This is a genomic window from Halomarina oriensis, assembly GCF_009791395.1.
GTDB classification, from domain to species: Archaea; Halobacteriota; Halobacteria; order Halobacteriales; family Haloarculaceae; genus Halomarina; species Halomarina oriensis.
This window is the reverse complement of sequence record NZ_WSZK01000034.1, coordinates 1-24,013: the sequence shown is the minus strand read 5'-3', so window position 1 is coordinate 24,013 and position 24,013 is coordinate 1. Positions and strand designations below refer to the sequence as shown.

The following is a 24,013-nucleotide window of genomic DNA, read 5'->3' as shown; positions in this document are numbered from 1 at the left end:
CTCGTCCACGTCCCGTATGGACTCCGAGGAACTCGTGGCCACGCTGGAGGACGCGGGGCTGTCGCCGTACCAGGCCACAGCGTACGTCACGTTGCTCGACCTCGGCACGGCGTCGGCGACGGAACTCGCGGCGGCCAGCGACGTCCCGAAACCTCGTATCTACGACGTGCTCGACGCGCTCGAGAGCCGCGGGTTCGTCGAGACCTACCAGAACGACTCGCTCCGTGCGAGCGCACACAGCCCCGACGAGGTGCTGTCGACGCTCCGTGGCCGTGCCGAACGCCTCGACGCGGCCGCCCAAGAGGTCGAAGAGCGCTGGGAGCAACCCGAACTCGAAGGGAACCACGCGACCATCGTCCGGGAGTTCGGTATCGTCCTCAAGCGGGCCGAGGAGTTCATCTCGTCGGCGACGAACCAGATTCAGCTCTCGGTCACACCGACACACTTCGAGCGGCTCCGCCCGGCGCTGATGAACGCTCACGACCGTGGCGTCTCGATTCGGCTCTCCATCCACACCGACCCCGCCGGCGAACCGCCGGCTCTCGACCGACTACGGGGGGCGTGTACCGAGGCACGCCACCGCGGACTCCCGGCACCGTTCGTCGCGCTCGTCGACCGTCACCAGACGTGTTTCGCACACCATCCCGACTCCTACGACCTCTACGGCGTCGTCGTCGACGACCGAACGCACACCTACGTCTTCCACTGGTACTTCATGACCTCGCTGTGGGAGCACTGCGACCCGCTGTACGCCGAACCGACGGGGGAGCCACCGGTCAAGTACGTCGACATCCGGTACTGCGTCCGCGACGTCCGTGGCCTCCTCGACGAGGGAGCGACGGTCGAGGTGGGGGTCGAAGGGTTCGACATCACCAGCAGCGACCCCGTCTCGTTCGACGGCCGCGTCACCGGCACCCGCTTCACGCCCGGGTCGGCCTCCGACGGCGTCCTCCAACTCGCCGGCCAGGTGACGCTCCTGGTCGAGACGGACGGACGAGAGGTGAGCGTCGGCGGCTGGGGCGCTATCGTCGAGGAGGTGGAGGCGACGACTATCACGGTCGAACGTGTGATTCGCTCGAGTGGGGGTCCCGACGCTTGACGGACGAATCACCGGGCGGCTCCGTTTACAACGGCCGTTGTACCGACAGTAGGTATATACCCTTACCGATTGGATAAGGGGATATGCCCGACAAGGGTTCGCATACCAGTGGAGAAGGGGGTCGGACCGTCTCTCGCCGAACGTTCGTCAAAGCCGCCGGTGCGAGCGGGGCGATGGCAGGACTGGCCGGCTGTATCTACGGCGACGGTGGCGGCGGTGGTGGCGGTGGGAACGGCAGCGGCGGCGGCGGCGGTGGTACCGTGCAGTTCGGGTTCGACCCGGTGGCCGCACAGGACAACGGCGACGCCATCAAACAGGCGTTACACGACAACGGCCTCTCCGACGACATCACCGTCGAACTCGTCGCCGGCGCACAGGACACCGGGACACGCCGGGACAACTACAACCGTATCCTCCGTGCCGGGGAGGCGCAGCCGGACATGTTCCTCATGGACAACGGCTGGGTGAACATCTTCATCCAGAACGACCGGCTCCTGAACCTCACGGAGAACGCGCCGGGCGACATCGTCGACAGCGTCGACAACAACTACTTCGAGGGGTTCACCGCGACGGCCCGGAACCCGGAGAACGACAACCTGTTCGGCGTGCCGGTGTTCCCGGACTTCCCGACGATGCAGTACCGCAAGGACTTCGCGCGGGAAGCCGGCTACGGCGATTCGGACTTCGAGACGTGGGCTACCGAGCCGATGACCTGGCAGGAGTGGTCCGAAATCACCGCCGACATCCAGGAACAGACCGAGACGCAGTACGGCTTCGTCACCCAGTGGGACGTCTACGAGGGGACGGCGTGCTGTACGTTCAACGAGGCGCTCTCCTCGTGGGGCGGCGCGTACTTCGGCGGCCGGGGCAACCTGTTCGGGCCGGTCGGCGAGCGCCCGGTCACCATCAACGAACAGCCGGTCATCGACTCCCTGCGGATGATGCGGACGTTCGTCGAGGGGGACGCCTACGACGAGGCGCTCGACGGCTACGCGGGCGGCATCATGCCCAACGCCGTCACCGGCTGGCAAGAGGAGGACGCACGGACCGCCATCCTCGAAGGCCAGTCCGTGATGCAGCGCAACTGGCCGTACGCCATCGCGCTCAACGCCGCGGAGGACGCCCTCGGCACCGACGCCTACGGCGCGATGCCCATCCCGTACGCGGTGTCCGAGAGCGAGGCGTCCCAGCAGGGCACCGGCGGCACGACGGCCGCACTCGGTGGCTGGCACGCGACGGTCAACCCGAACTCCAACAACCTCGAGGCCGTCTACGAGGTGCTCACCGCGATGACCCAGGACGACTTCCAGTTGACGCTGCTGGAGATTCAGGGCTGGCTCCCGCCGAAACCGGCGCTGTTCAACTCCGACCGTGCACAGGAGGTGCCGGTCCTCGGCGGCTACATGGAGACGATGCGTATCGCCGGCGAGAACACGATGCCACGACCGGTGACACAGGTCTGGCCGAACGAGTCGTCGACCATCGCACAGGAGGCCAACAACGCCGTCTCCGGGTCGAAGTCGGCGAGCCAGGCGATGAGCGACCTCCAGAGTGCCATCGAGCAGATAGAGAACAACGCCTGATGCCATGAGCACGGATACAGCCGCGGACAGACGACGGGAGTCCGGGAGCGGCGGTGCGCTCTCCGGCGTCACTCGCTGGGTCGAGAACCTCGGCGAGACGGCGTTCGCGTACCTGCTGTTGACACCGGTGTTCGTCATCCTCGGTGCCATCGCGTTCTACCCGCTGTTGCGGACGCTGGAGCTGTCGATGTTCGCCGACCCGTACACGGACCCGCAGTTCATCGGCCTCGAGAACTACGTCGCGCTGTTCGACGGCGGCCTCAACGGGTTCTTACCGGGGACGACGACGTTCCTGCCGTCCTCGCTGTCGCTGACCGCGATACTCCGGAGTTCGCTGATGGTCACGCTCATCTTCACCGCGGTGACGGTGCTGTTCGAGACCGTCATCGGTCTCGGGCAGGCGCTCGTCCTCGACCAGGACTTCCGTGGCCGGCGGTGGGTGCGCGTCGCCATCATCATCCCGTGGGCGGTACCCATCGTCATCCAGGGGATGATCTTCCTGCTGATGTTCCAGCCGAACATCGGCTTCGCGACGCCGTTCCTCGCGGACCTCGGCATCATCGAGGGGACGAACACGCTCAACGACCCGTGGAGTTCGCTGTTCATCGTCATGATCGCCGACATCTGGAAGACGTCGGCGTTCATGGCGCTGCTCATCCTCGCGGGTCTCCAGAGCATCGACCGCTCGCTCTACAACGTGGCGAAGGTCGCGGGAGCCTCGAAGTGGCAGCAGTTCAAGCTCATCACGTTCCCGCTGGTCCTGCCGACCATCGGGGTCGCCATCCTGTTTCGCACGGTGGCGGCGATGCGCGTCTACGGTGTCATCGACACGACCTCGAAGTGTGAGGTCGTGCCGTCGCTGTCCTGCATGGTCGTCGCCAACCTCGGTATCAACACCGAGGTGGCGGCGGTCATCGCGTTCGTGACGGCCATCATCATCGCTGCGGTAGTCAGCGTCATCATCTACCAGCAGTACCGGGAGGGGTTCTGAGATGGCGACGGAGTCGGACTCCAAGACCTCGGACGGGCCGCTCAACCGCTGGGCGAGCCGTTCGATTCGGAACCCGGAGCGGACGTACCGGGCGATGTTCTACGTCGCCGCCATCTTCTTCATCGTCACCACGATGTTCCCGTTCTACTGGCTCATCGTGCTGGCGCTGACGCCGAACAACGAGATTCTGAACGGTATCGGCCTGGTTCCGGAGGGGTTCAACGTCTACGCGTTCGTGGAGGTGTTCCAGCAGGTGCCGTTCCACTTCTACATGCTGAACAGCTTCATCCTGGCGACAGTGACGACGGTCATCGTCCTGTTCATCGCCAGTTTCGCGGGCTACGTCTTCGGCCGACTGGAGTTCCCCGGCCGTGGCGTGCTGATGTTGCTCATCCTCGCCATCAGCTACTTCCCACCGGCGGCGTTCGTCGTCCCGCTGTTCGACATCTTCACCGGCAACTCACCCATCGTCGTCCCGTTCACCGAGATAGCGCTGTTCACGCCGCCACGGCTCATCAACACGCCGGCAGCGATGGTGTTGCCGTTCAGCGCGCTGTTCTTGCCGCTCTCGATATTCGTCCTCACGACGTTCTACGGGCAGATCCCGGACGGACTGGAGGACGCCGCTCGCGTCGAGGGGACGACCCGTATCGGCGCGCTCTTTAGGGTGATCATCCCGCTGTCGGCACCCGGTGTGGCGACCGCGGGCGTGCTAACCTTTATCAGCGTGTACAACGAGTACTTCTTCTCGCAAATCATGGCGCTCGGGAACGACTACACCCAGTGGTCGCCGCTCGTGGGCGGTATCCTGAGCTACCAGACGCAGTACACCACGTCGTTCAACCTGTTCGCCGCGGCGAGCATCATCGGGGTCCTCCCCGTCGCGATTCTCGTCATCGTCGCCCAGGAACGCATCGTCAGCGGCCTGACCGCAGGAGCACTGAAAGAATAATGGCACGAGTCAAACTCGAACACGTCACGAAACGCTACGAGGACGTCACCGCAGTCGACGACATGAACCTCGACATCAGAGACGGGGAGTTCGTCTGCCTCGTCGGCCCCTCGGGGTGTGGGAAGTCCACGACGATGGAGACCATCGCCGGACTGACGCTCCCGACGGAGGGCGAGGTGTGGATCGGCGACCGCGAGGTCACCCGACTGCCGCCGAAAGACCGCGGGGTAGCGATGGTGTTCCAGAACATCGCGCTGTTCCCGCACATGAACGTCAAGGACAACATCTCCTTCGGCCTGCGACTCCGGAAGTACGATTCGGAGGAGATAGACCGGCGCGTCGAGCGCGCCTCGGACATCGTCCAACTGGAGGGGATGCTCGAACGCATGCCCGACGAGATGTCCGGCGGGCAGCGCCAGCGTGTCGCCATTGCCCGGGCCATCGTGCGCAACCCGGACGTGTTCCTGATGGACGAACCGCTCGCCAACCTGGACGCGAAACTGCGCGTCCACATGCGGACGGAGCTCCAGCGCCTGCACAAGGAGTTGGAGACGACCATCATCTACGTCACCCACGACCAGGCCGAGGCGATGACGATGTCCGACCGCATCGCGGTCATCGACTCCGGCGAACTCCAGCAGATCGACCCGCCGCTGGTCTGTTACAACGAACCGGCGAACCTGTTCGTCGCCGGCTTCATCGGGTCGCCGTCGATGAACTTCACGACGGGAGACGTCACGGAGTCGGGGTTCACCTCCGACAGCTTCGACATCGAGTTCGACCCCGCGCGGATGGGCGTCTCACCGGGGGACCACGTCACGCTCGGGGTCCGTCCCGAGGACGTCTACCCGGTCGACCAGCGCGAGTCCGTCGGCCACCCCTCGATGCGTATCGACGCCCGGACGGACGTCACCGAGCCGATGGGCGACGAGATATTCGTCTACCTCGTGACCCAGGAGGACATCGAGATGGACTTCGAGGCCGCGGAGGCCGGTCAGTTGCTCATGAGCGTCTCGCCCGACAGCGACGTGGACGTCGACCAGGACATCCAGGTCGTCCTCGACCGTGCGAAGATTCACCTCTTCGACAGCGAGACGGGCGACGCCATCCAGCACGGACTGGTGAACCCGACGTCCCGAGACTCGACGACCGAGGAGGCCGAAGCGGGGAGCGACGACTGATGGAGACGGCAGCACTCCTCTACTTCGGTGGCGGGACGCTGCTGTTTTTCTTCTGGATATACGGCATCGTCTCGTTCGTCCGAGACGTTCGCCACCGGCTCGTCCCCGGCCTGCGGCAGTACCGGCGCGGTCGGCAACAGCAGCAGGCCGAAGCGGAGCGACAGGAGGAACGCGAACAGACGGAACAACAGCTGTACTGACCGCCGTCGGGACCGTGGCCGTGTCGCGGCCCCGTGACACGTGGCGTCGGCCGCGACGTCGACCCTGCACGCACGGCCGACTCCCGACGCCGTGTTCTCGGCCGGTCGACGCCCCCGTTCACGCTCCCGACGGGGCGAGCGGAGTCGACACTCGCCCCGCCGCTCCTCGTGACCCGCACGTGACGCGCGGTGAGACCGACCCCTCGTGAGGACTCACTCGGGTTCCGCGACGGTCAGAACGGGCACCGGTGCCGACCGGACGGTCTTCTCGGCGACACTCCCCAGGAGGATACGGTCCGTCCCACGTCTCCCCGTCGTCCCCATGCCGACGGCGTGGATTTCGTTCGACTCGATGCAGCCGAGGAGTTCCTCGACGGGGGTTCCGTGTTCGACGTAGCGAACCGTGTCCGTGACACCGTGTGTCTCGGCCTCCGACACGACGGCGTCGACGGCGTCGGTGGCGGCCGCCTCGTCCTCCGCACCGGACCCCGTCGAGCCGACGTCTAACCCGAGCGTAGCGTCGTCGACGACTGACAGCACGTGGACGGTCGCGTCGAGTGCCGCCGCGAACTCGACGAGCCGACCGGCAGCGTGCGTCGCAGCGGTACTCCCGTCGGTCGGGATGAGGACGTTCTCGTAGGGGAACACGAGCGTCTCGTCGGGCTGCATACGAACGGTGAGGACGGGGACCGAGGAGAGTCGAACCACCTTCTCGGAGACGCTCCCGACGAAGTACCGCGAGACTCCCTCGCGGCCGTGTGTCGGCATGACGATCAGGTCCTGGTCGTACCGTTCGGCGTAGTCGACGATGGTCGGGGCCGGGTTGCCCTGAACGACGTCGGTCTCGTACGAGACGCCGAGCGTGTCGAGCGTTCTCGCGGCTTCGTCGACGACGTCCTCTCCCTGTCGTTCGAGTGCGTCGACGGTGTGGCCCTGGACGACCGTGACGCTGTCGCGTGTCGTGTCGGCGACGTAGAGGATCTGAATCGTCGCGTCGGCCCACAGGGCCAGTTCGCTGGCGTGATGGAGCACTTCCGCCGCGCCGTCGCTACCGTCGTACGGGATGAGGATGTTCTCGAACATCTGTCGGTACGACGGGGTTACGCCCACCGTGGCCTAATGGTTTTCACCCGTCGCTCACGGCCACGCGACCGGGCCGTGGAACCGGCCGTCCGTGCCGAACGACGTCGCCGAGACGCCGCCGTTCAGTCGCTGTCGTCCTCGTCGGTCTGTGACACCGGTTCGACCGGGTCGGGGATGTCGCGGTCGACGGTCACCCGGACGCGCTGCACCCGAGTGTTCTCTACCCGTTCGGCTCGGAGCGTCACGTTCTCGTAGTCGAACGACTCGCCCTGCTCGACGAGACGGCCCGCGCGGTTGAAGACGAACCCGGCGATGGTCTCGAACTCCTCGCCCTCGGGGAGGTCGATACCGAGCGCCTCGTTGACCTCGTCGATGTTGACCGAACCGTTCGTCAGGACGCTGTCGTCGTCGACGAACTCGATGGGGTGGTCCTCGTCGCCCACCAGTATCTCGCCGACGATCTCTTCGAGGACGTCCTCCATCGTGATGATGCCCTCGGTGGCACCGAACTCGTCGATGACGATGACCATGTGCAACCGGTTCTCGCGCATCTCCCCGAGGAGTTCGTCGAGGTTCTTCGACTCGGGGACGTGGAGCGTCGGGTTGTACACGTCCGCGACGTCGAGACTGGCGTCGTCGGCGTCCCGGTCCAGTTCACGGATGTCGAAGACGCCGACGACGTTGTCGAGACTCCCCTCGTAGACCGGCAGGCGAGCGTGTCCCGCCTGTAGACACTCCTCGATGGCCTCCTCGACGGTCAGGTCCGTCGAGATGGCCCGCACGTCGAGTCGAGGGGTCATCACCTCCTTGGCGACGGTGCTCCTGAATCGGAGGGTCCGCTGGAGCATCTGGCGCTCTTCCTCCTCGAGGATGCCCTCGCGCTCGCCGGTCTTGATCATGTTTCGTATCTCGGCCCGCGAGACGTACGACGATTCGATGGACGAGCTACCGCCGGTGATTCGGTTCACGATGCCCGTCAGATAGTAGAATATCGTGATGAGCGGCCACATCAGCTTCCCGAAGAGCTTCAGCGGAGGGGCGACCGTCCGGGCCCACGAGTCGGTGTTCTCGACGGCGTAGGACTTCGGTGCGCTCTCGCCGAACAGCAGGACTATCGACGTGATACCCAGCGACGAGACGATGACTGCCGTGCCCGCGTCGAAGTAGATGCCGACGATGGTCGTCGAGATGGACGACATCGTGATGTTGACCATGTTGTTCCCCACGAGAATCGTCACGAGCAGTCGATGCGGGTCGTCTTTGAGCGACTTGACCACCCGCGCACCACGCTTGCCCTCCTCGACCATCGCGTCTATCTGGTGGGCCGGGAGGGAGAACAGCGCGATCTCGGACGACGAGAAGAACCCCGACCCCATGATGAGAAACAGAATCATGAGAACGCCGACGACGGTCACTCCCGTCTCCCCCAGTTCGATTCCGAAGACCGGAACGGTGTACTGCAGGAGACAGGCCTCGAACACTGCTGTGAGTACGGACGATCCCATCAGTGTCGTCACTTGCAGGAGTAGAAAAGTAACCCTTGGGAAGACCGGCGGCCACTTTGCGACGAAAAGTACCGCTCACCGCGGTTTCGGCAAGGAACGAACTCCGTTCTCGCCGAAAGTGACGCAGTCCAAAATTCGGGCGCGGTGACACCCTCCGTCCCTCTCTCGTGCGGTGACACCCGACTCCCGTCGTGGTTCGTGGCTCGTCGGTCGTGACCCGTCGGTCGTGGCACGACCCGTCGCGGTGTCTTCCACGCCCACCGTGAGCACCGGTCCCGGTCGCCATTCCTCGGAGTCCGGTCGTTCCGTCTTCTGAACTGTCAGCTTTCGCGGACGTTCCGCAACCCTCTTTCGGTGACTCGTTGTAGCCGGTCGCAGAGAGTACGAATGGGGCACACGAACGAGACCACTACTGAACTAATCGAGCGCGAGGCGGTCCGACTCGGACTCGTCGGACTCGGAAACATCGGCCGGCACCACGCGAACCAACTCCGGGTCATCGACGAGGAGGAGGCCGTGACGCTCGTCGGTGGGATGGACATCGCCGCCGAGGCACGGGAGTCGTTCGAGGCGGAGTTCGGCGTGGAGACGTACAGCGACCACCACGAACTGTTCGAGGCCGTCGACGCGGTCATCGTCACGACGCCCAACTGCTTCCACGAGGAGTACGCGGTCGCCGCCCTCGACGCCGGACTCGACGTGCTGGTCGAGAAGCCGCTGGCACACGACCTGGCGAGCGCCGAGCGCATCGCGGCCGCCGCGCGTGGGGCCGACGGGTTCTGTATGGTCGGCTTCCACAACCGCTTCGGTTCGCCCGCGCAGGTCCTCCGTGGCTGTCTCGACGACGGTCGGTTCGGCGACGTCTACCACGTCGAGGCGAACTACGTCCGCCGGCGTGGCGTCCCCGGCCGTGGCTCCTGGTTCACGAGTCACGCCGTCGCGGGCGGCGGCGCACTCGTCGACATCGGAACCCACGCCATCGACTTCGCGCTGTACGTGCTGGGGTATCCGGAGGTCGTCGAGGTGTCGGGAGTCACGCGCGACGCCTTCGGCACGGACGAGGACTACACCTACATCGACCAGTGGGGGTCGTCCGGCGACGGTACGGTCGACGTCGAGGACTCCGCGACCGCACTGCTTCGCTGTGCGGACGGCCAGACTATCTCGCTGGAGGTCGCCTGGGCGTCGAACCGGCCACCGAACAGCGACATCGTCGTCCGCGGGACGGAGGCGGGGGCGACGTACAACCACGTCGACGACGAGTTGGAACTGTTCGAGACGAGCGACCTCGGTGCGGCACATTTCTCCGACTCGCAAGTCACGACGCGTGGCGAGAACGGACACCGCGCCGAGCAACGCCGGTTCGTCGACGCGGTTCGGAACGACGGCCCCGCGCCGGTCACCGTCGAGGAGGGACTCGCCGTCCAGCGCGTCATCGACGCCATCTACGAGTCCTCGGAGACTGGCCGTGCGGTCCGACTCGACGACCCGGTCGACCAGCCGAGTGCGGTCCAGGTCGAGACGACGGACTGAGGTTTTACCTACCCGTTCCGAGTAGCGGTCGTATGGACATCGGCGTACTGACCGTCCCCTTCGGCGATGAGTCGCTCGACGACACGCTCGCGTACCTCTCGGCCCTCGGTGTCGGGACCGTCGAACTCGGCTGTGGCGGGTTCCCCGGCGACGACCACCTGCCCCGCGAGGCGTTGCTCGACGACGAGGACGCCCAGGCCGAGTTACACGACACGCTCGACGAGTACGACACCCGTGTGAGCGCGCTGGCGACCCACAACAACCCGCTCCACCCCGACGAGAGCCGTGCCGAGAGCGCGGACACGGAGTTGCGCGAGGCCGTCCGACTGGCCGACCAACTCGGCGTGGACACCGTCACCTGCTTCTCGGGGCTCCCGGCGGGCGGACCGAACGACGAGGTGCCCAACTGGGTGACCGCACCGTGGCCGGGTGAACACGCCGACGCCCACGACTACCAGTGGGCGGTCGCCACGGAGTACTGGTCTGACCTCGCGGCCCACGCCGACCACCACGGCGTCGACGTCGCCATCGAGATGCACCCCAACATGCTCGTCTACGAACCCCACGGGATGCAGCGACTCCGTGACGCGACCAGCGAGCGTCTCGGCGCGAACTTCGACCCCTCTCACCTCTACTGGCAGGGTATCGACGTCACCGAGGCGGTCCGCTTCCTCGGGGACGCCATCCACCACGTCCACGCGAAGGACACGAAGGTCTACGAGGCCAACAGCCGCGTGAAGGGCGTCCTCGACACGACCGACTACCGCGAGGAACCCGAGCGCTCGTGGCTCTTCCGGAGCGTGGGCTACGGCCACGGCGAGAGCCACTGGAAGGACCTCGTCTCGACGCTCCGGATGGTCGGCTACGACGGGGCGCTCTCCATCGAACACGAGGACTCCCTGACCAGTTCCCGCGAGGGACTGGAGAAGGCGGTCGAACTGCTCGACCGCGCGGTGTTCGAGACGCAACCGGGCGAGGCGTACTGGGCGGAGTGACCACCGATGAGTGACACCTCTCCCCCGCTTCGCGTCGGCTTCCTCGGCTACCGGTTCATGGGCAAGGCCCACGCCAACGCCCTCGCTCGGTTGCCGATGTTCTTCCCGGACGCCCCCGAAACCGAACGGGCGGTTCTCGTCGGGCGCGACGAGTCCGCGCTGGCGGCCGCCGCCGACCGATTCGGGTTCGCCGAGACGGCCACCGATTGGCGCGACGTCGTCGACGACGTGGACGTCTTCTACAACCTCGGGCCGAACCACCTCCACGTCGAACCCACGGTGACGGCGCTCGAAGCGGGGACGAACGTGCTCTGTGAGAAACCGCTCGCGCCGACGCTCGACGGGGCCGAACGGATGGCCGAGGCCGCCCGCGACAGCGACGCACACGCCGCGTGTGCGTTCAACTACCGGTTCGTGCCCGCGATTCGCTACGCGAAGCGCCTCGTCGACGCGGGCGAACTCGGCGACATCAGCCACGTTCGCGGGCGCTACATGCAAGACTGGCTGGCCGACCCCGAGGCCCCGTGGTCGTGGCGCAACGACGAGGAGATGGCCGGGTCGGGCGCACTCGGTGACCTCGGGGCACACACCGTCGACCTCGCGCGCTTCCTCGTCGGCGACCACGTCGGCGAAGTCGAGCGACTGTCGGGCCACCTCCGGACGTTCACCGAGCGACGACCCGTCGAGGGTGTGGACGAATCGCGCGAGGTGACCGTCGACGACGCCTACTCCGCACAGGCAGAGTACGAGTCGGGCGCGATGGGGACGTTCGAGGCCTCCCGTGTGGCGACGGGCCACGCGAACGACCACACGATCACGCTCCACGGCACCGAGGGGAGCCTCCGGTTCTCGCTCGAACGGCTCAACGAACTGGAGGTCCAGACGGGCGACGCACGGGGTTACGAGACGGTGCTGGTCACCGACGAGTCCGACCCGTACATCGACCACTGGTGGCCGCCGGGCCACGTCGTCGGCTGGGAGCACACGTTCGTCCACGAGAACTCCGAGTTCCTCTCCGCCATCGATGGGGACGAGGCGTTCCACCCGGACTTCGAGGACGCCCTCGCCGTCCAGCGCGTGCTCGACGCCGTCGAGCGCAGCGACGACGCGGGCGAGTGGGTCGACGTGGACTGAGTCGGCCGCCCTCAGTACCGCTCGCCGCCCTCGTCGTAGCGGGCGTCGTCGATGCGCTCGAACTGCTCGTCGCTCAGCGTCACGTCCAGAGCGCCCAGGTTCTCGTCGAGTTGGTCGACGGTCCGGGCCCCGACGATCGGGACACACGAGAACTCGCGCTGGTCCATCAGCCAGCGGAGCGCGACCTGTGCGGGGGTCGCGTCGCACGCCGCTGCCACGGCCCGGAGTTCGTCGAGGACGTACCAGCCGCGGTCGGAGACGTAGTAGTCGGTGAACAGTTCGTCGATGGCTCCCCGCGAACCGTCGGGGGCCTCGACGTCGCCGCTCCCGTCGCCAGCGCGTTCGTACTTCCCGGTGAGGAAGCCGCCGGCGAGCGGCGAGTACGGACAGACCGCGAGGTCCTGGTCGGCACAGACGTCGAGGTAGTCCGCCACGTCGTCGCGGTACGCCGCGTGGAAGAGGGGCTGTGTGACCTCGAAACGGTCGAGGCCGTCGACGTCGGCCTTCCAGAGCGCCTTCGTCAACTGCCAGGCGGCCATCGTCGACGCACCGAGGGTGTGGACCGTCCCTTCGTGTACGAGGTCGTTCAGTACCCGAAGCGTGGTCTCGACGGGGGTGTCCTCGTCCCAGCGGTGGATGTAGTAGAGGTCGATGTAGTCGGTGTTCAGGCGGTCGAGGGTGCCCGCTATCTCGGCACGGACGTTCTTCCGCGAGAGGTTCTCCCCGAACCGCGAGTTCTGCGACCAGTAGACCTTCGAGGCGACGACGTAGTCCTCCCGGTCGCGCTCGTCGAGCCACTCGCCGATCCAGCGTTCGGAGTCGCCACCGCCGTAGCCGTTGGCGGTGTCGATGAAGTTGCCCCCGCGGTCCTCGAACGCGTCGAGCAGTTCGTGGGCCTCTTCGCGCCCCGTCTCGACGACGCCGCTGTTCTCCTTACCGAACCGCCACGTGCCAAGACAGAGCGGCGATACCTGGAGGCCCGTCCGGCCGAGTCGAGTGTACTCCATGACGGTCGACACACCTCGGGCCGACGGCTTAACTGGTCGGGCAGCGACACCGGGTGCTCCGAGTGAGCGCCGTGGTCGGGAGTCAGTGCCAGCGCAGGTCGTCGTGTTCGCGGACGACGTCGCCCTCGTAGACGACGCCGCGTTCGGCGTCGACGGTCACCGTCTCGCCGTCGTCCAGTTCCGGGGGGACGGTCGCGTCGCTGACCATCGGGATGCCGAGTTCGCGGGCGACGACGGCGGCGTACCCCGTCAGACCGGGGCGAGCGTCGACGACACCCGCGACGCGGTCGTAGTCGCCGGTGAGTTCGCCGTCGAACCCGGCGGTGAGGGCGACGATGGCGCCCTCCGGCGCTTCGCTCAGGTCGCCGTCGCCGCTCCGGAAGAGCGGTCCGGCGACCCGGCCCGCGACGACGCTCCGCCCGGAGACGACGATTTCGGCGGCGACGTGGACCTTGAGCAGGTTCGTCGTGTCCGTCCCGTCGAGGTCGGTCATCATCCCCGAGAGGACGACGACGGTGTCGCCGGACTCGGCGACGCCGGTCGAGAGCGCCGACTGCGCGGCGTTCTGGATGACCTGGTCGGCTCCCTCGGTGAGCAGTTCGATGCGACGAGGGACGATACCCCACGAGAGGACGAGTTGGCGGCGGACCTCGTCGTTCGGTGTCGCGGCGACGACGGGAACGTTCGGGCGGTACTTCGCGGCCTTGCGGGCGGTGTAACCGGACTCGCTGGCGGCGACGACCGCACTGGCGCGGATGTCGCGGGCGAGAAAGCGGGCCGACCGCGCGAGCGCGTCGGTCTGGGTGTCGCCAGCGGTCGGGACGCGTTCTTCCAGTGACTCGTGGTACTCCTCGCTGGCTTCGATGTCCCCGACGATGCGGTCCATCGTCTCGACGACGTGCGGTGGGTGGTCGCCGACGGCCGTCTCACCGGAGAGCATCACCGCGTCCGTCCCGTCGAGGACGGCGTTGGCGACGTCGGTCGCCTCCGCGCGGGTCGGTCGCCGGGAGTGGACCATCGAGTCCAGCATCTCCGTCGCGGTGATGACGGGGGTGCCGGTCTCCCGACAGCGGGCGATGATGCGCTTCTGGATGAGCGGCACCTGTTCGAGCGGGCACTCGACGCCGAGGTCACCGCGAGCGACCATGATGCCGTACGAGGCGTCGACGATGCCTTCGAGGTTCTCGACGGCGTCCGCACGCTCTATCTTGGCGATGACGGGGATGTCCGCACCTCGTGATTCGAGCGCCTCGCTGATGGTGTAGACGTCCGCGGCGTCGCGGACGAAACTCGCCGCGACGAAGTCGACGCCCGCCTCGGCCGCGAGGTCGAGTTCCCGTTCGTCACGCTCGGTGACGAGGTCCAGGCCGAGGTCGACGCCGGGGACGTTGACGCCCTTGCGTCCCGACAGTTCGCCGCCGTCGTCGACGCGGACGCGGACGCCGTCGTCCTCGACGGCGAGGACCGTGGTCTCGATACGGCCGTCGTCGAGCAACACCACGTCGCCCGCCGAGACGCCGTCGAGGGCGACGGAGAGGCCGACCTCCTCGGGCGTCGCGTCGTCGCCCTCGACGAACCGGAGTTCCGACCCGTCTTCGAGGTGGATGGGGTCGTCGAGCGGCGCGGTCCGAATCTCCGGGCCGGGCAGGTCGTGGAGGACGGCGACGGTGTCGTCGCTGTCGGCGTCGGCCGCCCGGACCCGTTCGATGACGGCCGCACGGTCTTCGGGAGTGCCGTGGCTGGCGTTCAGTCGTGCGACCGACATCCCGGCGGCGACGAGGCCGTCGATGGTCGCGCGGTCGTTCGAGGCGGGGCCGAGGGTACAGACTATCTTCGTGTTGCGCATAGATGGTCGGAATGTGGGGTCGCCGGGTGAAATAAGCGGCCGGTTCAGAGGACGATGCTCTTCGTGGTCGTGAACGCGTCGATGGAGTAGCCGATGCCCTCCCGGCCGATACCGGAGTCTTTCACGCCGCCGAACGGGATGTCACCGAGTCCGTGCGAGGGTGCGCCGTTGAGACGGACCGCGCCGGCCTCGATGCGGTCGGCCACGCGCATCCCGCGGTCGTGGTCGGCGGTGAAGACGGCGGCGTCGAGCCCGAGGTCACCGCCGTTGGCGATGCTCAGCGCTTCCTCCTCGTCGGCGAAGCGGGTGAGGACCGCCACGGGGCCGAACTGCTCCTCGTGGACGATACGGGCGTCGTGGGGCACGTCCGCGAGCAGCGTCGGCTCGAACGTCTTGCCGTCGCGCTCGCCACCGCGGACGAGCGTCGCGCCCTTCTCGACGGCGTCCTCGACGAGTTCCTCGACCCACTCGGCTTGCGACTCGTCGATGAGCGGGCCGATGGCGGTGTCCTCCTCGAAGAGGTCGCCGGGTCGCCAGTCGTCCATCTCCGCCTCGATGCGCTCGACCATCTCGTCGTGGACGTCGTCGTGGGCGAGGACGCGCGAGACGGCCGAGCAGCGCTGCCCGGCGTACTTGAACGAGCCTTTCGCGCAGTCGGCAGCCGCGGCGTCGAGGTCGGCGTCCGGGAAGACGATGGCCGGGGCGTTCCCGCCCAGTTCCATGTGGAGTTCGACCATGCCCGACTCGCGGGCGACGTGTGTGCCGGCGCTCGACGACCCGGTCATGGCGACGGCGTCGATGCGGTCGTCACCGGCGAGCGTGTCGCCGATGTCGCCGCTGGAGCCGGCGACAAAGTTGAAGCCGCCGTCGGGGAGGCCGACCTCCGAGACGACCTCCGCGAGGATGGCGCTGCTGATGGGCGTCTTCGAGGCGGGCTTGAGGACGACGCTGTTGCCCGCCGCGAGCGCCGGCGCGACCTGGAGCGCCGTCGTCATCAGCGGGTAGTTGTAGGGGGCGACACAGAGGACCGTCCCGACCGGCTGGGGCTTGACGATGGCCTCCCAGCCCTCGTGGCCCTCGGTAGTGCCCTCGATGAACTCGCCCTGCTGGTTGCGCGCCTCCTCGGCGGCACGTCGGAAGCGTTCGGCCGCGGAGTCCACCTCGCCACGGGCGCTGGAGACCGGCTTGCCCGCCTCACGGACGATGACCTCCGCGAGTTCCTCCTTTCGCTCGACGAGTCCCGCCGCTATCTCCTCCAGCCACCCGGCGCGCTGGACGATGGTCGTCTCCCGCATCGCAGCCTTCGCACGGTGGGCGGCGGCGACGGCGTCGGTCGCCTGCTCCGCCGTCGCACTCGCTATCTCGGCGAAGACCCCGCCTTCTGCCAGGTCTTCGACCTCGATGGTGGCGTCCGACTGTTCCCAGCGACCGTCGATGAGGTTCGTCTTGCCGTGATGTACCGTTCCCACTGCCATAGTCGTCAGTCGGGGAGCCACCCCTAAGAAGTTTACTCACAAACGAATTAATTACTCCTAGTGGCTGACGCGCCCGGCCACGGACGCGTCGGTACCGAAGCCCGGTTCTCGGTCGGCGTCGGAGGCGTACTCACGCGCCGTCACGGTCGCTCCGGAACGCTCGGACGGCCCCTCGGTCGGGGAGTGCGGTCATCGCCCCTTCGGCCGTCGTCGTCACCGCGGCGACGGCGTTGGCGAACGCGAGGACCTCCGGGAGCGACTCGCCGTCGACGAGCGCCGCGAGCGCCCCCGCCGTGAACGCGTCACCCGCACCGGTCGTATCGACCGGGTCGACCGGGTAGCCGGCGTGGTCGACGGTGTCGGCCCCCCAGGGCGCGTCGGCCGTCGACGACGCGTGTGCCCCCTTCGCCCCGCGCGTCACCAGAGCGGTGTGCGGGCCACCGTCGAGGACGGCCTCCGCGAGCGCCGCGGGAGACCCCTCCAACCCGACCGCCGCGAGGTCCTCCGGCGTCGCCTTCACGACGTCCGTGGCCTCGAGCGCGCGGGTGGCGACCGCCGCGAAGTCGTCGTCCCACAGTTCCGGGCGGGCGTTCGGGTCGAAGACGACCATCGCTCCCCGCTCGCGTGCGCGTTCGACGAGGTCGAACGTCGCTTCCCGTGACGACCCGGAGGCGAGTGCGACACCACCGACGTACACCCACCCGACCGACGCGAGCACTCCGTCGGGGACCGTCCCCGGCCGGAGGCGGGTGTCGGCGGTCCCGTCGCGGTAGAACGTGAACGCACGGTCCTTCGCGTCGTCGTGTTCGACGAACGCGAGCGTCGTCTTCGCCTCGGGGTCGCGTTCGACGAACCGGTCGGGCACGCCGTGGTCGGCGAGCGTCTCGGCGAGCAGGTCGCCGAACGGGTCCGCTCCCACGCGCGTCCAGAACCACGGCGCGTGGCCGAGCGTCGCCAGGCCGACGGCGACGTTCGCCGGCGCACCGCCGGGGCGTCTGGTGAACCGTTCGACGCTCGCCAGCGGGCCGGCCGAACCGGGGAGGAAGTCGACGAGCGTCTCGCCGGCGACGAGGACGTCGGGTCGGTGGGTCATACCTCGACACTCTCCCGTGAGAATCAAAAGCACGCCGGGACCCGGTCGAGCGACCGGGGATCACCGTCGCTCGACTCCACCGACTCGACAGCGCCGACCAGTCACTCACCCCCGATAGACCCGTGCTTCGTAGGGCCGCAGGTCGAGTCGTTCGTCCGCGTCGTCGGGACGGCCGTCGTTACCGACGACGAAGTCGGCGGCGGCGACTTTGGGGAGGTCGACGCGCGTCGGTTCGGCGGCCACGTTCAGGACGACCACCCACCGGTCGTCACCGAGCGTTCGGGTGTAGGCGAACACGCGTTCGTGGTCGGGGAGCAGCAGGTCGTACTCGCCGTAGACGAGCGTCTCCTCGTCGTGGCGCAGGTCGACGAGTCTCCGGTAGTAGTGGAAGACGGAGTCGGGGTCGGCACGGGCCGCCGCGACGTTCACCTCGGCGTAGTTCGGGTTGACCGGGAGCCACGGGTCGCCGTCGGTGAACCCCGCGTGTTCGGAGTCGTCCCACTGCATCGGCGTCCGGGCGTTGTCCCGCGAGCGGTAGCGGACGAGCTCTTTCACCTCCTCGAAGTCGTCGATGCGGCCCTCGGCGATGGCCGTCTCGACGTTGCCGAGCGTCTGGGCGTCGGCCATCTCTTCGAGCGACTCGAACGGGTAATTCGACATCCCGATCTCGTCGCCCTGGAAGAGAAACGGCGTGCCACGGAGCGTCAACAGCAGCGTGGCGAGGAGCGTCGCGGACTCGTAGCGGAACTCGTCGTCGTCTCCGAACCGCGAGACGATGCGTGGCTGGTCGTGGTTGCCGAGGTAGACGGCGTTCCACCCCTCGTCGAGTCCGGTCTGCCAGCGCGTGATGACCCGCTTGAACTCCGGGAGGGGGATGTCACGGACGGTCCACCAGCCGTCCTCGTCGTGGTAGTCGAGCGTGACGTGCTCGAAGTGGAGGACCATGTCGAGCGGCCCGTCGACGCCTGTGAGGCGTCGGGCCTGTTCGAGCGTCGCCTCGGGCATCTCGGCGACCGACATCGTCTCGTGGCGGTCGAACGTCTCCGTGGCCATCTCGCCCAGGAACTCGTCGAGTCGCGGCCCGTCGCTGACGTGCCCCATCCCGACCCATCCCCGGTTCGGGTCGTCGTCCGGGAACTCCTGGGGCTTCGAGAGCACGTTGACGACGTCCATCCGGAAGCCGTCGATACCCTTCTCCAGCCACCAGCGCATCATGTCGTACACCTCCTCGCGGACGGTCGGGTTCTCCCAGTTCAGATCCGGTTGGTGGACGTCGAAGAGGTGGAGGTAGTACTCGCCGCTCGGTTCGTCGTACTCCCACGCCGACCCGCCGAACCCCGACTCCCAGTTGTTCGGCGGCCCCCGGTTCCCGTCGGCGTCCGTTTCGCCCTCTCGCCAGACGTAGTAGTCCCGATACTCGCCGTCGGGGGTCTCGCGGGCCTCGACGAACCACGCGTGTTCGTCGCTGGTGTGGTTGACGACGAGGTCCATGATGAGCTTCATCCCTCGGTCGTGGACCGCCTCGAGCAGTTCGTTCCAGTCGTCCATGTCGCCGTAGGCCTCCCGAATCGCGCGGTAGTCACGGACGTCGTAGCCGTCGTCGTGGTGTGGCGAGTCGTAGACGGGGTTGAGCCAGAGCACGTCGACACCCAACTCGTCGAGGTAGTCCAGACGGTCGAGTATCCCCTGTAAGTCGCCGATACCGTCACCGGTCGTGTCGTCGAAGCTCTGCGGGTAGATCTGGTAGACGACCGCTTCCTTCCACCACCGCCTGTCGAGGTCGGACTGTGAGGACGTCATCGGTCCGGCTTGTACCGCCGTCGGTACTAAACTGACCGTTTGGGGCAGGACTGTGGTCGCCCGGTTTTCTCCCGTCGCCACACCCGTCCGACACAGCCGAGTCGCCGAGTCGTCGGTCGGGGGGATTCAGTGTTTACTCAGAATCGGGTAAATATTTATCCGTGAGGGACGCAGAGGACGAACATGCGAGCAGTAGCCATCCGCCGCGGCGAGACGTCGCCGACGGTCGTCGAGAAGCCCCGCCCGGAGCCAGCGACCGGGGAAGCGCTCGTCAGGACGCTTCGGGTGGGCGTCGACGGGACCGACCGGGAGGTCATCGACGGGACACACGGGGGGTATCCGGAGGGTGACGACCACCTCGTCCTGGGCCACGAGGCGGTCGGCGTCGTCGAGGACCCCAACGGCACGTCGTTCGAGGTGGGCGACGTGGTCGTCCCCACCGTCCGTCGACGACCCGAGGGACGGACGAACGACTACTTCGAGCGCGGGCAGGCCGACATGGCCCCACCCGACCAGTGTCTCGAACGCGGTATCTCTGGCGCACACGGCTTCATGAGCGACTACTTCACCAGCCCCGAGGAGACGCTGGTGCCCATCCCCGAACACCTCGCGCCGCTGGGGTTCCTCGTCGAACCCATCTCCATCACGGAGAAGGCGCTCCACCACGCCTACGTCTCGCGGTCGGCGTTCGACTGGCGACCCGAATCCGCGCTCGTCCTCGGGAACGGCCCGCTCGGCCTGCTCACGCTGGCGATGCTCGACGACTACGAGCGCACCTACTGTCTCGGCCGGCGCGACCGGCCCGACCCGAGCATCGACATCATCGAACGACTCGGCGCGACGTACGTCGACTCTCGCCGGACGCCGGTCGCCGAAGTGCCCGAGAGCCACGAGACTGTGGACCTCGTCTTCGAGGCGACGGGCTACGCCCGCCACGCGTTCGACGGGATCCACGCGCTCGCCCCCGGCGGCGTCGCGGCGCTGCTGGGTGTCCCCGAGTCGTGGTCGTTCGAGGTCGACGGTGGCTCGTTCCACAAGGACGTCGTGATGAACAACAAGGCCATCGTCGGGAGCGTCAACTCCGGTGCGGCCCACTTCGAGTCGGCCGTCGACACGCTCACCGACCTCCCCGACTGGTTCGTCGACGAGTTCGTCAGCGGCGTCTACCACCTCGACGACGCGCCCGACGCGTTCGTCGCCGACGACGCCGTGTTGAAGACCGCGGTCCAGTTCGACACCTACTGAGACCGGTCTCGGTGAACGTTGACCCCACGCGGCTCGCTTGAATGAACAACCTCTTTGGTCACCTCGCCAACGGACGACCGATGAGTTCCGGCGACCCGCGCGCGACACTCGAACGCCTCAGCGGTCGGTTCGACTTCGGCGAGTACGAGTCCGAGGCCTACCTCGCCATCCTCCGGCACGGCGAACTGACCGCCTCGGAGATCGCCGAGTACACCGACATCCCCCAGCCACGAGTCTACGACACCGTCCGTGGGCTGGCGAACGTCGGTCTCGTCGAACTCCAGGAGTCACGGCCCATGCGCGTGCTCGCCGTCGACCCGCAGGAGGCGTTCACTGACCTCCGGAGTTCGCTCGACGACCTCGTCGAGGACCTCGAACGCGAGTACACCTCGCCGGTCCGCGACTCGGAGGCCGTGACGCTCGTCAAGTCCCGCTCGACCATCCTACGCTACCTCGCGGACGTCATCGAGTCCGCCGAGTACGAACTCGTACTCTCGGTCTCGCCCGACCTCGTCGGTCGCTTCGAGGAGGAACTCCAAGAGCGACGGGAAGCGGGCGTCACCATCGAACTCCTGCTCTCGCCGGCGGTCGACGCGCCCGGACCGGAGGAGTACGACTACGCCAGGATTGCGACGCACACGCGCGCCCGCCGTGGACTCACGACGCCCGTCGTCGCCGTCGCCGACGGGAGCTACTCGGTGTACGCGACCCGAGACGCACTCCGGTCGGACCGCGACCGCTACGGCGTCATCTTCAACCGGTCGGAACTGGGCTTTCTCGTCTCGGGCTTCCTCAACACGGTCGTCTGGACGAGTGCGACGACGGTCCAGCACGACGACAGCCGCCCCGCGTTCCCGCGTCGCTACGCGACCATCCGACGGTGCGTGAGCGACCTCTCGGCGACCGACGGCCCGTTCTACGCCAGCATCGTCGGCCGCGACGTCGAGGGCGGGGCGAGCCGAACCGTCCACGGCGAGGTCGTCGACGTCTCCGTCGGCACCAACCGCGAGACGGCCGCGCTCACCGTCGACACGGGCGAGGGCCTCGTCGACGTCGGTGGACAGGTCGCCGCGCTGGAGGACATCGAGGCCCGCGAGATTCACATCGGTCGTTCTGACCCTCCCGGACTCGACGAGTGAGGGCTGCCCGCCGGTGGCTTCGTCCGCCTGCTGGTCGTCGACTCCGGCGGTTTCTGGTGGCGGTCGTCGTCCGGGGACGACCGCGACGGACCGGCAGAGGTCTATGACTATTCAGGATACGTTTATATCACCGTACTCGTTAGCTCGCACCGACTATGGGGACCGACGAGTCGGGTGCGCAGGTCGCGTTCGTCGCTGTCGAGAGTGCCGTCGTTCGGTCGCTGTCGACGGCGTTCGACACGGTCGACGGACTCGCCTATCGACGCGCGTCGTCACTGGAGTCGCTCGTCGCCCTCGACGACCCGCCTCACTGCGTCGTCATCGGAACGGACGACGAGCGCCCCGGCAGCCGTATCGAGCAGGTCGTCGAGACGGCCGACACCGCCGTCGTCGCCGTCCACGACGGCCCCCTCGGGGACGAGACGCTCGACCGTCTCACGACGGCGGGTGCTGCCGACGTCCTCACGACCGAGGGCCTCGACGGGCGGGCGACGCTGGCGGCGCGTCGTATCGAGCAGTTGGCACGGGCGCGACGGACCATCCGCGCGGACCGCTCCTCGCAGGGAACGAGGGCCGACGGCCGGCACGTGGGGTCGGACGACGCCGTGGCGGCCGAACGCCTCCAGCGCGACCGGGCGTTCCTCTACTCGTTTCTCGACGTCACGATGGACCCCGAGGCGTCGTTCGACGAACAGGCGTCGGCCCTGCTCGAACTCTGCTGTGAGACGCTCGGGTTCGAGATGGGCGTCCTCTCGCGGGTCAGCGACGACGACTACGAGATTCGCTCCGTCCACGCGCCCGGCGAACACATCGCGGCGGGGGCGACGTTCGACCTCGACGGGACCTACTGCAAGCGGGTCGTCGACTCGGCGAGCGTCGAGTGGTTCCTCGACGCCGCCGACGCCGGGGCCGTCGAGAAACGCGCCTACTGTGAGATGGGGATGGAGTCCTACCTCGGCCTCCCGGTCACGGTCGGTGAGGGCCTCTACGGCACCGTCTGTCTGGCCAGCGAGGAGCCACGCACCGACCCCGTCACGGACGCGGACGTCGCACTCTTCAGACTCGTCGCCGAGTGGGTCGGGAGCGACCTGTTGCGGGCGCGTCGCCAGCGTGAACTCGAAGCGCTGACCGACCGCCTCGAATCGCTCGTCGAGGCGATACCGCTGGCCGTCGTCGGCGTGAGCGACGACTGGACCGTCACGCGCTGGAACCCCGGCGCGGAGGCGATGTTCGGGTACGAGGCCGAGGAGGTCGTCGGCGAGGACTACCCGCTCGTCCCGGCCGCCGAGTCGGCCGACGCGGAGGAGATGCGACGACGGACGTTCGACGACGAGCAGTACCACGGAAAGTCCATCCGTCGCCTGACACGCGACGGCGACGTGCTCGACCTCCGACTCTCGACCGCGCCGTTCCGGACGGCCGACGGCGACGTCGGGGAGGTGTACGGCGTGATGGACGACGTCACCGAACTGCGGGAGTTCGAGCGGAAACTCCGGGCGCTCCAGACGACGACGAGCGAACTGAACGTCGCCGCCGACGCCGAAGAGATACGACGAGTGGCCGTCGACGCGGCCGCCGACGTGCTCGGCTACCCGCTGGCCGCGTTCTGGCGATACGACGAGGACGACCAGTGTCTCGACCCGACGACGAGGAGCGAGGCCGCACGCGAGCGACTCGGTCGTCTCCCAGTGCTTGGTCCCGACGACGAACGGCTGTGGTCGGCGTTCCGAGCGGGCGAGTGTGTCCTCTACGACGACCTGAGTGTCGTCGACCCGACCTACCAGGGGGTTCGCTCGGGAATCGCCGTCCCCATCGGCGACCACGGCGTCCTCGGTGCCGGTTCGCCCGTCGAGGACGAGTACGACGAACAGGACCTGGAACTGGTTCGTATCCTCGGTGCGGCCGCGGAGGCCGCCCTGACGCGCGCCGACCGCGAACGACGGCTGCGCGAGACCAACGAACGACTCGACGAGTTCGCCAGCGTCGTCGCACACGACCTCAGGACGCCGCTGACCGCCGCGGTCGGGTTCCTCGACATCGCTCGGGAGACGGGCGACGACGAGCACTTCGACCGCATCAAGGACGCACACGACCGGATGACCGACCTCATCGAGGACCTGCTCGCGCTCGCGCGGACGACCGACCGGACGCT

Annotated in this window: 19 protein-coding genes; 12 read left to right on the top strand and 7 right to left on the bottom strand. The window is 67.5% G+C overall.

Annotated elements, in window-relative coordinates:
* Nucleotides 1-16 precede the first annotated feature (16 nt).
* The 6 genes from GQS65_RS17570 to GQS65_RS17545 all read left to right on the top strand — a co-directional run bounded on the left by GQS65_RS17570 (nucleotide 17) and on the right by GQS65_RS17545 (nucleotide 6,006).
* Entirely contained in the window at nucleotides 17-1,099 is a 1,083-nt protein-coding gene (locus GQS65_RS17570) for a TrmB family transcriptional regulator (protein WP_158205932.1), read from the top strand.
* A gap of 83 nt (nucleotides 1,100-1,182) precedes the next feature.
* Nucleotides 1,183-2,682, top strand: a complete 1,500-nt coding sequence (locus GQS65_RS17565) for an extracellular solute-binding protein (protein WP_158205931.1) — start codon at nucleotides 1,183-1,185, stop codon at nucleotides 2,680-2,682.
* A gap of 4 nt (nucleotides 2,683-2,686) precedes the next feature.
* Nucleotides 2,687-3,673 carry a carbohydrate ABC transporter permease gene (locus GQS65_RS17560; RefSeq protein WP_158205930.1) on the top strand — a complete coding sequence of 329 codons (987 nt, stop codon included), beginning with the start codon at nucleotides 2,687-2,689 and terminating at the stop codon, nucleotides 3,671-3,673.
* Nucleotide 3,674: 1 nt separating this feature from the next.
* Nucleotides 3,675-4,625 carry a carbohydrate ABC transporter permease gene (locus tag GQS65_RS17555; protein WP_158205929.1) on the top strand — a complete coding sequence of 317 codons (951 nt, stop codon included), beginning with the start codon at nucleotides 3,675-3,677 and terminating at the stop codon, nucleotides 4,623-4,625.
* Nucleotides 4,625-5,806, top strand: coding sequence for an ABC transporter ATP-binding protein (locus tag GQS65_RS17550; protein WP_158205928.1), 1,182 nt, complete (start codon nucleotides 4,625-4,627; stop codon nucleotides 5,804-5,806). The genes GQS65_RS17555 and GQS65_RS17550 overlap by 1 nt, the downstream gene beginning before the upstream one ends.
* Complete coding sequence (locus GQS65_RS17545) at nucleotides 5,806-6,006, top strand: hypothetical protein (RefSeq protein ID WP_158205927.1); 201 nt, start codon at nucleotides 5,806-5,808, stop codon at nucleotides 6,004-6,006. The genes GQS65_RS17550 and GQS65_RS17545 overlap by 1 nt, the downstream gene beginning before the upstream one ends.
* 213 nt (nucleotides 6,007-6,219) lie before the next feature.
* On the opposite strand, the gene GQS65_RS17540 is transcribed toward GQS65_RS17545, so the two are convergent.
* Nucleotides 6,220-7,089, bottom strand: coding sequence for a universal stress protein (locus GQS65_RS17540; RefSeq protein ID WP_158205926.1), 870 nt, complete (start codon nucleotides 7,087-7,089; stop codon nucleotides 6,220-6,222).
* A 122-nt stretch (nucleotides 7,090-7,211) separates the two neighbouring features.
* Complete coding sequence (locus GQS65_RS17535; RefSeq protein ID WP_158205925.1) at nucleotides 7,212-8,594, bottom strand: hemolysin family protein; 1,383 nt, start codon at nucleotides 8,592-8,594, stop codon at nucleotides 7,212-7,214.
* 387 nt (nucleotides 8,595-8,981) lie between these two features.
* Here GQS65_RS17535 and GQS65_RS17530 point away from each other — a divergent pair, with 387 nt between their 5' ends.
* Genes GQS65_RS17530 through GQS65_RS17520 form a run of 3 tightly spaced genes read left to right on the top strand, consistent with a single transcriptional unit; the run spans nucleotide 8,982 to nucleotide 12,256 of the window.
* Complete coding sequence (locus tag GQS65_RS17530) at nucleotides 8,982-10,127, top strand: Gfo/Idh/MocA family protein (RefSeq protein ID WP_158205924.1); 1,146 nt, start codon at nucleotides 8,982-8,984, stop codon at nucleotides 10,125-10,127.
* 32 nt (nucleotides 10,128-10,159) lie between these two features.
* Complete coding sequence (locus tag GQS65_RS17525; RefSeq protein WP_158205923.1) at nucleotides 10,160-11,122, top strand: sugar phosphate isomerase/epimerase family protein; 963 nt, start codon at nucleotides 10,160-10,162, stop codon at nucleotides 11,120-11,122.
* 6 nt (nucleotides 11,123-11,128) lie between these two features.
* The gene (locus GQS65_RS17520; RefSeq protein WP_158205922.1) at nucleotides 11,129-12,256 is read left to right on the top strand and encodes a Gfo/Idh/MocA family protein; all 1,128 of its coding nucleotides are present in this window, start codon (nucleotides 11,129-11,131) and stop codon (nucleotides 12,254-12,256) included.
* An 11-nt stretch (nucleotides 12,257-12,267) separates the two neighbouring features.
* Here GQS65_RS17520 and GQS65_RS17515 read toward each other — a convergent pair whose 3' ends face one another.
* From GQS65_RS17515 to GQS65_RS17495, 5 genes are all read right to left on the bottom strand, one after another.
* Entirely contained in the window at nucleotides 12,268-13,263 is a 996-nt protein-coding gene (locus GQS65_RS17515; RefSeq protein WP_158205921.1) for an aldo/keto reductase, read from the bottom strand.
* A gap of 82 nt (nucleotides 13,264-13,345) precedes the next feature.
* The gene (pyk, locus tag GQS65_RS17510) at nucleotides 13,346-15,109 is read right to left on the bottom strand and encodes a pyruvate kinase (protein WP_158205920.1); all 1,764 of its coding nucleotides are present in this window, start codon (nucleotides 15,107-15,109) and stop codon (nucleotides 13,346-13,348) included.
* A gap of 44 nt (nucleotides 15,110-15,153) precedes the next feature.
* Nucleotides 15,154-16,584, bottom strand: coding sequence for an aldehyde dehydrogenase family protein (locus GQS65_RS17505; RefSeq protein WP_158205919.1), 1,431 nt, complete (start codon nucleotides 16,582-16,584; stop codon nucleotides 15,154-15,156).
* Between the two features lie 130 nt (nucleotides 16,585-16,714).
* A complete protein-coding gene (locus GQS65_RS17500; RefSeq protein ID WP_158205918.1) occupies nucleotides 16,715-17,677 on the bottom strand; it encodes a carbohydrate kinase family protein in 963 nt (320 codons plus the stop codon).
* A 105-nt stretch (nucleotides 17,678-17,782) separates the two neighbouring features.
* A complete protein-coding gene (locus GQS65_RS17495; RefSeq protein ID WP_158205917.1) occupies nucleotides 17,783-19,477 on the bottom strand; it encodes a glycoside hydrolase family 13 protein in 1,695 nt (564 codons plus the stop codon).
* Between the two features lie 183 nt (nucleotides 19,478-19,660).
* On the opposite strand from GQS65_RS17495, the gene GQS65_RS17490 reads away from it, so the two are divergent.
* The 3 genes from GQS65_RS17490 to GQS65_RS17480 form a co-directional block, all read left to right on the top strand.
* Nucleotides 19,661-20,722, top strand: coding sequence for a glucose 1-dehydrogenase (locus GQS65_RS17490; RefSeq protein WP_158205916.1), 1,062 nt, complete (start codon nucleotides 19,661-19,663; stop codon nucleotides 20,720-20,722).
* Between the two features lie 80 nt (nucleotides 20,723-20,802).
* Complete coding sequence (gene trmB / locus GQS65_RS17485; protein WP_158205915.1) at nucleotides 20,803-21,861, top strand: HTH-type sugar sensing transcriptional regulator TrmB; 1,059 nt, start codon at nucleotides 20,803-20,805, stop codon at nucleotides 21,859-21,861.
* 155 nt (nucleotides 21,862-22,016) lie between these two features.
* Nucleotides 22,017-24,013: GAF domain-containing protein (locus GQS65_RS17480; RefSeq protein WP_158205914.1), on the top strand; the 1,997-nt coding region annotated here is incomplete at its 3' end.

Coding starts and splice junctions, on each gene's coding strand:
- GQS65_RS17535 (WP_158205925.1), bottom strand. CDS start 8,594: ATGGGATCGTCCGTACTCACAGCAGTGTTCGAGGCCTGTCTCCTGCAG.
- GQS65_RS17530 (WP_158205924.1), top strand. CDS start 8,982: ATGGGGCACACGAACGAGACCACTACTGAACTAATCGAGCGCGAGGCG.
- GQS65_RS17520 (WP_158205922.1), top strand. CDS start 11,129: ATGAGTGACACCTCTCCCCCGCTTCGCGTCGGCTTCCTCGGCTACCGG.
- GQS65_RS17505 (WP_158205919.1), bottom strand. CDS start 16,584: ATGGCAGTGGGAACGGTACATCACGGCAAGACGAACCTCATCGACGGT.
- GQS65_RS17525 (WP_158205923.1), top strand. CDS start 10,160: ATGGACATCGGCGTACTGACCGTCCCCTTCGGCGATGAGTCGCTCGAC.
- pyk (WP_158205920.1), bottom strand. CDS start 15,109: ATGCGCAACACGAAGATAGTCTGTACCCTCGGCCCCGCCTCGAACGAC.
- GQS65_RS17550 (WP_158205928.1), top strand. CDS start 4,625: ATGGCACGAGTCAAACTCGAACACGTCACGAAACGCTACGAGGACGTC.
- GQS65_RS17490 (WP_158205916.1), top strand. CDS start 19,661: ATGCGAGCAGTAGCCATCCGCCGCGGCGAGACGTCGCCGACGGTCGTC.
- trmB (WP_158205915.1), top strand. CDS start 20,803: ATGAGTTCCGGCGACCCGCGCGCGACACTCGAACGCCTCAGCGGTCGG.
- GQS65_RS17555 (WP_158205929.1), top strand. CDS start 3,675: ATGGCGACGGAGTCGGACTCCAAGACCTCGGACGGGCCGCTCAACCGC.
- GQS65_RS17540 (WP_158205926.1), bottom strand. CDS start 7,089: ATGTTCGAGAACATCCTCATCCCGTACGACGGTAGCGACGGCGCGGCG.
- GQS65_RS17545 (WP_158205927.1), top strand. CDS start 5,806: ATGGAGACGGCAGCACTCCTCTACTTCGGTGGCGGGACGCTGCTGTTT.
- GQS65_RS17515 (WP_158205921.1), bottom strand. CDS start 13,263: ATGGAGTACACTCGACTCGGCCGGACGGGCCTCCAGGTATCGCCGCTC.
- GQS65_RS17500 (WP_158205918.1), bottom strand. CDS start 17,677: ATGACCCACCGACCCGACGTCCTCGTCGCCGGCGAGACGCTCGTCGAC.
- GQS65_RS17560 (WP_158205930.1), top strand. CDS start 2,687: ATGAGCACGGATACAGCCGCGGACAGACGACGGGAGTCCGGGAGCGGC.
- GQS65_RS17570 (WP_158205932.1), top strand. CDS start 17: ATGGACTCCGAGGAACTCGTGGCCACGCTGGAGGACGCGGGGCTGTCG.
- GQS65_RS17565 (WP_158205931.1), top strand. CDS start 1,183: ATGCCCGACAAGGGTTCGCATACCAGTGGAGAAGGGGGTCGGACCGTC.
- GQS65_RS17495 (WP_158205917.1), bottom strand. CDS start 19,477: ATGACGTCCTCACAGTCCGACCTCGACAGGCGGTGGTGGAAGGAAGCG.